Genomic DNA, 8889 nt, shown 5'->3' with positions numbered 1-8889 from the left:
CCGACAAGCCGTTCCTCATGCCGATCGAAGACGTGTTCACGATTACTGGCCGCGGCACTGTCGCTACTGGCCGTATCGAACGCGGTGTCGTTCGCTTGAACGACAAGGTTGAACGTATCGGTCTCGGTGAAACCACCGAATACGTCATCACCGGTGTTGAAATGTTCCGCAAGCTTCTCGACGACGCTCAGGCAGGTGACAACGTTGGTCTCCTCCTCCGTGGCGCTGAAAAGAAGGACATCGTCCGTGGCATGGTTCTCGCCGCTCCGAAGTCTGTCACTCCGCACACCGAATTCAAGGCTGAAATCTACGTTCTCACTAAGGACGAAGGTGGCCGCCACACGCCGTTCATGAACGGCTACCGTCCTCAGTTCTACTTCCGCACCACCGACGTTACCGGCACGATTCAGCTCCCGGAAGGCGTCGAAATGGTTACCCCGGGTGATACCGTCACGATTCACGTGAACCTCATCGCTCCGATCGCCATGGAAAAGCAGCTCCGCTTCGCTATCCGCGAAGGTGGACGTACTGTTGGTGCTGGCTCTGTTACCGAAATCATCAAGTAAGGAATAATCATGGCTGGTGAACGCATCCGTATTCGCTTGAAGAGCTTCGATCATCGTATGATCGACCGCTCTGCTCAAGATATCGTGAATACAGCTAAGAACACTGGGGCTCGTATTGCAGGCCCCATCCCTCTCCCGACGAAGATCCAGAAGTATACGGTGCTCCGCTCTCCGCATATTGACAAGACTTCTCGTGAACAGTTCGAATCCCGTACGCACAAGCGTCTTATCGACATCCTTGATGCTACGCCGCAAACTGTAGATTCCCTCATGAAACTTGACTTGCCGGCAGGCGTTGAAGTCGAAATTAAGGTCTAATAACAATGAACGGTATTCTCGCAAAGAAATTGGGAATGACCCAAGTGTTCACGGAACAGGGCGAATGCGTCCCTGTCACGGTTCTCGAAGCCGGTCCGTGCGTGGTCGTTTGCCATAAGACAGAAGAGAAGGACGGCTACACTGCTGTCCAGATCGGCTTTGGTCTCAAGAAGGAACAGCGCGCCAATAAGGCAGAAGTCGGCCATTTCAAGAAGGCTGACGTGGCTGTTCGTGAACACCTCGCTGAATTTGATGTCGCTGATCTCGAATCCTGGCCGGTTGGCAAGGAATTCGGCGCTGCCGACTTCGCTGATGCAAAGACTGTGAACGTCTCTGGCATCTCCAAGGGTCATGGTTTCTCTGGCACTATCAAGCGCCACGGTTTCCATAGCGGTCCTCGTTCCCATGGTACGCACAATATGCGCGAACCGGGTGGTACGTCCGCTCACTCCTATCCGGGTCGTGTTTTCCCGGGTAAGCGTATGGCTGGTCAATACGGCAACAAGAAAGTGACCGTGAAGCACCTCCAGGTCGTCAAAGTTGATGGCGACCGCAACCTGATCTTCGTCCGTGGCGCTGTCCCGGGCCCGAAGAACAGCATCATCGTGGTGAGGAAAGACTAATGGCTAGTGCAAAGCTTTTCGCCGCTACTGGCGATTTTAAGAATGATATCCAGCTCCCGGCTCTCTTCGACCAGGAAGTCAACAAGGTCTGCATGTACCTCCACATCAAGGCTATCCTGAACAACAACCGTCAGGGTACTGCTCAGACTAAGTCCAAGGGCGAAGTCAGTGGCGGTGGCCAGAAGCCGTGGAAGCAGAAGGGTACCGGCCGCGCTCGTTCCGGTCAGAACACCTCTGCAGTTTGGGTTCGTGGTGCTAAGGCACACGGTCCGAAGTCTCATGACTACTTCGAAAAGGTGAACAAGAAGGTCAAGAAGATCGCTTTCTACTCCGCTCTCGCCTCCAAGGCTAGCGAAGGCAAGGTCTCTGTGTTCGAAGCTCTCAGCTTCAGCGCTCCGAAGACCAAGGATCTCCTCTCTGTTCTCGCCAAGTCCGGCATCGAACAGCGCAACGTTCTCTTCATCGTTAGCGAAAAGGATCAGAACCTCTATCTTTCCTCTAACAACATTCCTTGGTGCCGCTGCGCTCGCGTAGCTGACGTCAACACTTACGATGTTGTTCGTGCAAATAACGTTGTCATCTCTCAGGCTGCTCTCGCAGAACTTGAAGGAGGCCGCTAATGAAAGAAATTCGCGAAATCCTCGTTGCTCCGCACGTTACCGAAGAAACCATGAAGAACATGGTGAACAAGCGTAACGACGTGCACAAGTACGTGTTCAAGGTCGCCATGGACGCTTCTAAGGAAGACATCAAGGCCGCTATCGAAAAGCGCTTTGAAGTCAAGGTCGCTAAGGTCAATACTTTGATCAACCGCGGCAAGATCAAGCGCGTCCGCATGGTCGCTGGCAAGAAACCGAACTGGAAGAAGGCCTACATCACATTGAAGGCCGGGCAAAAGATTGCCGAGTTTGAAGGAGTATAACCATGGGTCTGAAATCTTATCGCCCGATTACCCCGACACTGCGTTACAAGCAGATTGGTGACCGCAAGGAACTCTCTGCTGTAAAGCCGTACAAGCCGCTTACCGAAGGTATCAAGCGTAGCTCCGGCCGTAACAATGCTGGTGAAATTACCTCCCGTCGTCGTGGTGGTGGTCACAAGAAACTGTATCGTATCATTGACTTCAAGCGTCAGTTTGCCGGTCTCTCCTGCACTGTCGAAACGATTGAATACGATCCGAACCGTACCGCTCGCATCGCTCTCGTCAAGTACGAAAACGGCAAGCGCGCATACATCATCGCTCCGGCCGAAATCAAGGTTGGCGATGTGCTGAACGCTGGTGAAGGTGCAGAATTCCGCGTAGGTAACGCAATTCCTCTCCGCGACATTCCGCTCAACACCATTATCCACAACATCGAAATGAAGCCGGGCAAGGGTGCCCAGATTGCTCGTTCCGCTGGTGCCGGTGCAGAACTGGTTGCCAAGGACGGCAAGCTCTGCCAGGTCAAGCTTCCGAGTGGCGAAGTCCGCTACATCCCGGAAGACTGCCTCGCTACCGTTGGCCAGGTTTCCAATATCGATCACATGAATGAATCCTCGGGTTCTGCAGGCCGCTCTCGCTGGCTCGGCAAGCGCCCGGCCGTCCGTGGTGTCGTTATGAACCCGGTCGATCACCCCCTTGGTGGTGGTGAAGGTCGTACCTCTGGTGGTCGTCATCCGTGCTCTCCTTGGGGTAAGAACTCTAAGGGTGCAAAAACTCGTAACAACAAGCGTACTGATAAGTTCATCGTACGTCATCGTCAGAAGAGGGCCTAATTCATGTCTAGATCCCTTAAGAAAGGTGCGTTCGTGGATTCCCACGTTCTCAGCAAGGCCCAGGCGATGGCCGGTTCCGACAAGAAACAGGCTATCAAGACCTGGTCCCGTCGTTCCACAATCGTCCCGGATATGGTCGGACTCACGTTCTCCGTCTATAACGGCAAGCAGTTCCTTCCGGTTTATGTCACCGAAAACATGGTTGGCCATAAGCTCGGCGAATTCTCCATGACCCGTACTTTCCGCGGTCACCGCAAGACTGAAACTGCTGGAGGCAAGAAATAATGCAAGCTGTTGCTAAAGTTAAAAACGTCCGTTACGGCGTTCGCAAGCTCCGTCGCGTTGTCGACCTCGTTCGTGGCAAGTCCGTCAGCGAAGCCTTCGCGATGCTCTCCATCCTCCGTACGCAGACCAAGGGTGCTCCGCTGGTTGAAAATGCTCTCAAGTCCGCTGTCGCTAACTTGAAGCAGAAGTCCGCCGCTCCGGTTTCCGCCGAAGAAATCGTGATCAAGACCATCACCGCTGATGGTGGTACGATCATGAAGCGCATTCACCCGCGTTCCCAGGGCCGTGCTTTCCGTATCGAAAAGCCGCTCTCCCACATCACCGTCGTTGTCGCAGACAAGGAGAATTAACAATGGGTCACAAAACTCATCCTAATGGTCTTCGTCTTGGCGTTATCCGCGGTTGGGAATCCAAGTGGTATGCCGAAGACAAGTTTGCCGATCTTCTCTATGAAGATATCGTGCTCCGTCGCTACTTGATGAAGCGTTTCGAACATGCCTCCCTCTCCAAGGTCGGCATCGAACGTACCGTCAAGAAGGTGAACGTTAACCTCTATACCGCTCGCCCGGGTATCGTTATCGGTAAAAAGGGCGAAGAATTGGAACGTTTGAAGGGCGAACTCCAGTTCCTCACCGGTAAAGAAATCTATATTGCAGTCCACGAAATCAAGCGTCCGGAAACTGATGCCAAGCTCGTGGCTGAAAACATTGCTCGCCAGCTCGAAAAGCGTATTTCTTTCCGCCGTGCCATGAAGCGTGCTATCCAGTCCGCTATGCGCATGGGTGTGGAAGGTATCAAGGTGCAGTGCGGTGGCCGCCTCGGTGGTGCCGAAATTGCCCGCGTTGAAAAGTATGCCGAAGGCCGCGTGCCTCTGCACACTCTTCGTGCTGACATCGACTACGCAACTGCCATCGCTAAGACCGTTTATGGTGCCATCGGTATCAAGGTGTGGATCATGCACGGTGAAAAGATCGGTAAGGACGTCATGAACGACAACAAGAGAGAGAAGTAATTATGCTGAGTCCGAAAAGAACATTGCATCGTAAGCAAATGAAAGGGCGCATGAAGGGCGTCGCCTCTCGTGGCAACTATATCGCCTTTGGCGAATTCGGTATCCAGGCTCTTGAAAAGTGCTGGCTCACCGCTCGCCAGATCGAAGCTGCTCGTATCGCCATGACTCGTAAGATCAAGCGTGGTGGTCGCGTGTGGATTCGCGTCTTCCCCGATAAGCCGATTACCCGTCACCCTGCAGAAGCCCGTATGGGTAAGGGTAAGGGCGCAGTCGAATTCTGGGCAGCCGTAATCCTCCCGGGTCGCATCCTTTTTGAAATGGGTGGTGTTGAACGTGAACTTGCCATGGAAGCTCTCCATGTCGCAATTCAGAAGCTCCCCCTTAAGTGCAAAATCATCGAAGAATCGGAGATCTAATGAAAGCACGTGAATTGAAAGAACTGGGCGTTGACCAGCTCAAGGAAAAACTGGCTCAGTTGAATCTCGATTTGTTCAATTACCGCATGACTGCGAAGCTCGGTAATTTGGAAAAACCCTCTGTGATTCAAGCTGCCCGCAAGGACATCGCCAGAATCAAGACCATCCTCAGCGAAAAGGCCAAGGCATAAGCCGGCAGGAGCAGGAAATGGAAAGAAACCTTCGTAAAGTCAAGCAGGGTATCGTCTCCTCCGACAAGATGGACAAGACGATTACGGTTGTGGTCGAAAACCGCAAGCGTCACCCGATGTACAACAAGATCATGACTACGACCAGCAAGCTCAAGGCTCACGATGAAAAGAATGAAGCCCAAGAAGGCGACCTGGTCGAAATCATGGAAACTCGTCCCCTCTCTGCAACGAAGCGCTGGCGCCTCGTCCGCATTGTGGAAAAGAAGAAGTAAACTCCTGGAGTAAGGCGAATATGATTCAAGAAGAAACCAGACTCGTCGTGGCCGATAACAGTGGTGCCAAGGAAGTCGCCTGCATCCGTGTTTTGGGTGGCACAAACCGTCGCTATGCTAGCATCGGTGATGTCATCAAGGTAGCCGTTAAGGACGCTATCCCCCAGAGCAAGGTGAAGAAGGGTTCCGTGGCCGACGCCGTCGTCGTCCGCACAGCTAAAGAAATCGCACGTCCGGACGGAACGTTCATTCGTTTCTCCGACAACGCAGTGGTTCTCATCAACAAGGATGGCGAACCGCGTGGAACCCGTATTTTTGGACCGGTGGCTCGTGAGCTCCGCGACAAGAAGTACATGAAGATCATCTCCCTCGCACCTGAGGTTCTGTAATGGCTAACATCAAGAAGAATGATAACGTCAAGGTGATTTCCGGTGCCAATAAGGGCAAGACCGGCACCGTGATCAGTGTCAAGGATGGCAAGGTGACCGTTTCTGGCGTCAACGTCTGCAAGCGTCACGAAAAGCCGTCTCAGACCAATCAGACTGGTGGCATCGTTGAAAAGGAATTGCCGATCGACATTTCCAACGTGATGCTTCTCGAAGGCAACACTCCCGTTCGTACCCGCATCGTTCGCGAAAAGGGTAAGAAGGGCGTTCGTACCAGTGTCAAAACTGGAAAGGCTGTGTAAGGTAACGCAATGAACCAGATGAAGCAATTCTATCTCGAAAAGGTCGTTCCGGCCTTGCAGCAAAAGTTTGCCTACAAGAACGTGATGCAGATTCCGCGTCTCGAAAAGATCGTGCTCAACATGGGCGTGGGCGCCGCTTCCCAGAACCGCAAGATTCTCGACGAAGCTGCTGACACTCTCACTGCTATCACCGGTCAGAAGGCTATTGTCACTAACGCTAAGAAGGCTGTCGCTAACTTCCACCTCCGTGAAGGTATCGGCATCGGTGCTAAGGTCACACTTCATGGCGACAACATGTGGGACTTCCTCTATCGTTTCATCAACATCGACCTTCCGCGTGTCCGCGACTTCCGTGGTCTCGCACGCCGTGGCTTTGATGGCATGGGTAACTTCACCCTCGGCATCAAGGAACAGACGATCTTTGTTGAAATCGACATTGACAAGATTTCCCGTACCTTCGGTATGGACATCTCTTTCGTCACCTCCGCTAAGACGGACGACGAAGGCCGTGCCCTCCTCGAAGAACTTGGACTCCCCTTCAGGAAGTAAGGTAATACCATGGCAAGCAGAAGAATGATTGAAAAATGCAAGCGTACTCCGAAGTATACCGTTCGTGGGTACAACCGTTGCAAGCGTTGCGGTAGGCCGCACGCCTTTATGCGCCGCTTTGGCCTTTGCCGTATTTGCTTCCGCGAAATGGCACTCGCCGGCGAAATCCCCGGTATCACAAAGTCGTCTTGGTAAGGAGAGTATAAAATGGCAATGACAGATACTATCGCCGATATGCTCACCCGTATCCGCAATGCCTCTACGGCAAAGCTCCCCGTGGTGGACATTCCTGCCAGCAATCTGAAGCGTGATATTGCACGTGTGTTGCAGGAAAAAGGTTTCATTAAGAAGTTCGTCGTCGTCGATGACGGTAAGCAGGGCATCCTCAAGGTCCTCCTCCGTTACACGAAGGGCGAATCCGCTATCCAGGGCCTCCAGCGCGTTTCTACGCCGGGTCTCCGTCACTATGTTGACGTGGCCAAGCTTCCGCGCGTTCGCAACGGCCTCGGCTATGCTATCATCTCCACATCTAAAGGTGTCATGACTGACCACGAAGCCCGCGAACTCAAGGTGGGTGGCGAAGTCATCGCAAAGGTATGGTAAAGATGTCCCGTATCGGTAAAGCTATTATCACTATCCCGGCTGGCGTTAAGGTTAACGTCAACGGTCAGAACATCAAGGTCGAAGGCCCGAAGGGCAAGCTCGAAACGAACGTTCACGAACTCATCTCCATCAAGCTCGATGGCGACAAGCTCTCCTTCACCCGCCCGAATGATGAAAAGTTCACCCGCGCTATGCACGGCACCACTCGCGCTCTCGTCAATAACATGGTTGAAGGCGTGACCAAGGGTTTCCAGAAGACTCTCGAAATCGTTGGCGTTGGCTACCGCGTCGAACAGAAGGGCAAGGACCTCAACTTGGTTCTCGGCTTCTCTCATCCGGTGATCTTCAAGGCTCCGGAAGGCGTTGAACTGAAGGCTGTTGATCCGCTGAAGATTACGATCTCCGGCATCGACAAGCAGAAGGTTGGCCAGGCTGCCGCAGAAATTCGCAAGTACCGTAAGCCTGAACCGTATAAGGGCAAGGGCATCAAGTACGCTGGCGAAATTGTGCGTCGCAAGCAGGGTAAGAAGACAGGTAAATAAGGGTAAACTATGACTGCAATTGCTAAAAAAAGAATCCAGTCCAGAATCGCACGCCACGAACGCGTACGCAAGTCTGTTGTCGGAACTGCAGAATGCCCTCGTTTGGCTGTTCGCCGTTCCTTGTCTCACATGATTGCCCAGATCTTTGATGACGAAAACAACAAGTCTGTCGCTCAGGTCACCACAGCTTCCAAGGAATTCCAGGGTAAGTTTGGTGAAATGACGAAGACCGAACAGGCTAAGCAGCTCGGTCTCCAGATTGCTGAACTCGCCAAGTCCAAGGGCATTGAATCCGTGGTCTTCGACCGCGGCGGTTACATCTATCACGGTCGCGTTCAGGCTCTCGCTGAGGGAGCTCGTGAAGGCGGACTCAAATTCTAGTGAGGTACACTTTGGAACGCGAAGCTCAAGTTTCTGAATTTGAAGACAAGGTTGTACACATCAACCGTTGCGCTAAGACCGTCAAGGGCGGCCGTCGCATGTCCTTCTCCGCTCTCGTTGTCGTTGGCAACAAGAACGGCAAGGTCGGTGTCGGTCTCGGCAAGGCTAAGGAAGTTTCCGAAGCTATCCGTAAGGGTACCGAAGCTGCCCAGAGAAACATCGTGGAAGTCCAGCTCCTCGATGGCACTATCCCGCACGACATCGAAGTGAAGAGCGGTTCTACCCGCATCCTCCTCATGCCGGCTGCTCCGGGTACTGGTGTTATCGCCGGTGCTGCTGCCCGTGCTGTTCTCGAACTCGCCGGTGTACGCAACATCCTCACGAAGATTCACGGTTCCTCCAATCCGAGCACTGTCGTCAGCGCTTGCTTGGAAGGCCTGCTTTCTCAGAAGAACAAACAGGACTGCGCCAAGTTGCGTGGTTTTGAAGCCTAAGGAGTAATACCTAATGAAGAAAGTTCGTATTACTTTGATCAAGGGTATCGTCCGTCGCCTTCCGGTGCACCGCGCTAACGTGGCTGCACTCGGCCTCCGCAAGATCGGACAAACTGTTGAACACAATCTGACTCCGTCCATTGCAGGCATGATCAATGCCGTGAAGGACATGGTCAAGGTCGAGGAGATCTAAG

The 8889-nt window shown here is 53.1% G+C and carries 21 protein-coding genes; all 21 read left to right on the top strand.

All coding sequences use genetic code 11. The annotated features are described in order from the left end of the window. Window positions 1–566: EF-Tu/IF-2/RF-3 family GTPase (locus tag CRN95_RS14290; protein WP_255405880.1), on the top strand; the 566-nt coding region annotated here is incomplete at its 5' end. 9 nt (window positions 567–575) lie between these two features. Then, complete coding sequence (rpsJ, locus tag CRN95_RS14285) at window positions 576–884, top strand: 30S ribosomal protein S10 (RefSeq protein WP_014546117.1); 309 nt, start codon at window positions 576–578, stop codon at window positions 882–884. 5 nt (window positions 885–889) lie between these two features. Then, entirely contained in the window at window positions 890–1507 is a 618-nt protein-coding gene (gene rplC / locus CRN95_RS14280) for a 50S ribosomal protein L3 (protein ID WP_014546116.1), read from the top strand. Further along, window positions 1507–2127: a 50S ribosomal protein L4 gene (rplD, locus tag CRN95_RS14275; RefSeq protein ID WP_088660257.1), complete on the top strand. Its 621-nt coding sequence runs from the start codon at window positions 1507–1509 to the stop codon at window positions 2125–2127. The genes rplC and rplD overlap by 1 nt, the downstream gene beginning before the upstream one ends. Beyond that, the gene (rplW, locus tag CRN95_RS14270; RefSeq protein WP_015732013.1) at window positions 2127–2429 is read left to right on the top strand and encodes a 50S ribosomal protein L23; all 303 of its coding nucleotides are present in this window, start codon (window positions 2127–2129) and stop codon (window positions 2427–2429) included. Before rplD ends, rplW begins: the two co-directional genes overlap by 1 nt. A 2-nt stretch (window positions 2430–2431) precedes the next feature. Continuing rightward, window positions 2432–3262, top strand: coding sequence for a 50S ribosomal protein L2 (gene rplB / locus CRN95_RS14265; RefSeq protein WP_014546114.1), 831 nt, complete (start codon window positions 2432–2434; stop codon window positions 3260–3262). A 3-nt stretch (window positions 3263–3265) separates the two neighbouring features. Continuing rightward, window positions 3266–3547, top strand: coding sequence for a 30S ribosomal protein S19 (gene rpsS / locus CRN95_RS14260; RefSeq protein ID WP_014546113.1), 282 nt, complete (start codon window positions 3266–3268; stop codon window positions 3545–3547). Then, window positions 3547–3897 (top strand): 50S ribosomal protein L22, encoded by a 351-nt coding sequence (rplV, locus tag CRN95_RS14255; RefSeq protein ID WP_014546112.1) that lies wholly within the window; start codon window positions 3547–3549, stop codon window positions 3895–3897. The genes rpsS and rplV overlap by 1 nt, the downstream gene beginning before the upstream one ends. Before the next feature lie 2 nt (window positions 3898–3899). Beyond that, window positions 3900–4559 carry a 30S ribosomal protein S3 gene (rpsC, locus tag CRN95_RS14250; RefSeq protein ID WP_014546111.1) on the top strand — a complete coding sequence of 220 codons (660 nt, stop codon included), beginning with the start codon at window positions 3900–3902 and terminating at the stop codon, window positions 4557–4559. Between the two features lie 2 nt (window positions 4560–4561). Continuing rightward, window positions 4562–4975 (top strand): 50S ribosomal protein L16, encoded by a 414-nt coding sequence (gene rplP, locus CRN95_RS14245; RefSeq protein WP_014546110.1) that lies wholly within the window; start codon window positions 4562–4564, stop codon window positions 4973–4975. After that, the gene (gene rpmC / locus CRN95_RS14240; protein WP_014546109.1) at window positions 4975–5166 is read left to right on the top strand and encodes a 50S ribosomal protein L29; all 192 of its coding nucleotides are present in this window, start codon (window positions 4975–4977) and stop codon (window positions 5164–5166) included. The genes rplP and rpmC overlap by 1 nt, the downstream gene beginning before the upstream one ends. Window positions 5167–5183: 17 nt before the next feature. Then, complete coding sequence (gene rpsQ, locus CRN95_RS14235; RefSeq protein WP_088630015.1) at window positions 5184–5438, top strand: 30S ribosomal protein S17; 255 nt, start codon at window positions 5184–5186, stop codon at window positions 5436–5438. A gap of 20 nt (window positions 5439–5458) precedes the next feature. Continuing rightward, window positions 5459–5827, top strand: a complete 369-nt coding sequence (rplN, locus tag CRN95_RS14230) for a 50S ribosomal protein L14 (protein ID WP_015732011.1) — start codon at window positions 5459–5461, stop codon at window positions 5825–5827. After that, entirely contained in the window at window positions 5827–6126 is a 300-nt protein-coding gene (gene rplX, locus CRN95_RS14225; protein WP_073442651.1) for a 50S ribosomal protein L24, read from the top strand. Before rplN ends, rplX begins: the two co-directional genes overlap by 1 nt. Window positions 6127–6135: 9 nt before the next feature. Further along, entirely contained in the window at window positions 6136–6675 is a 540-nt protein-coding gene (rplE, locus tag CRN95_RS14220; protein WP_014546107.1) for a 50S ribosomal protein L5, read from the top strand. Window positions 6676–6684: 9 nt separating this feature from the next. Next, a complete protein-coding gene (locus tag CRN95_RS14215) occupies window positions 6685–6870 on the top strand; it encodes a type Z 30S ribosomal protein S14 (RefSeq protein ID WP_014546106.1) in 186 nt (61 codons plus the stop codon). 12 nt (window positions 6871–6882) lie between these two features. After that, window positions 6883–7278 (top strand): 30S ribosomal protein S8, encoded by a 396-nt coding sequence (gene rpsH, locus CRN95_RS14210; protein WP_014546105.1) that lies wholly within the window; start codon window positions 6883–6885, stop codon window positions 7276–7278. A gap of 2 nt (window positions 7279–7280) precedes the next feature. Further along, window positions 7281–7820, top strand: coding sequence for a 50S ribosomal protein L6 (rplF, locus tag CRN95_RS14205; protein WP_088630198.1), 540 nt, complete (start codon window positions 7281–7283; stop codon window positions 7818–7820). Between the two features lie 9 nt (window positions 7821–7829). Further along, complete coding sequence (rplR, locus tag CRN95_RS14200; protein WP_014546103.1) at window positions 7830–8201, top strand: 50S ribosomal protein L18; 372 nt, start codon at window positions 7830–7832, stop codon at window positions 8199–8201. Between the two features lie 11 nt (window positions 8202–8212). After that, window positions 8213–8695, top strand: coding sequence for a 30S ribosomal protein S5 (rpsE, locus tag CRN95_RS14195; protein WP_015732010.1), 483 nt, complete (start codon window positions 8213–8215; stop codon window positions 8693–8695). 13 nt (window positions 8696–8708) lie between these two features. Then, on the top strand, window positions 8709–8888 hold the full coding sequence (gene rpmD / locus CRN95_RS14190) for a 50S ribosomal protein L30 (RefSeq protein ID WP_073442653.1): 180 nt from the start codon (window positions 8709–8711) through the stop codon (window positions 8886–8888). Window position 8889: the final 1 nt, after the last annotated feature.

The organism is Fibrobacter sp. UWB16 (assembly GCF_900215325.1).
Taxonomy (GTDB): domain Bacteria; phylum Fibrobacterota; class Fibrobacteria; order Fibrobacterales; family Fibrobacteraceae; genus Fibrobacter.
Note: the sequence above shows the minus strand (reverse complement) of the source record. Positions and strands in the feature narration are given on the sequence as shown.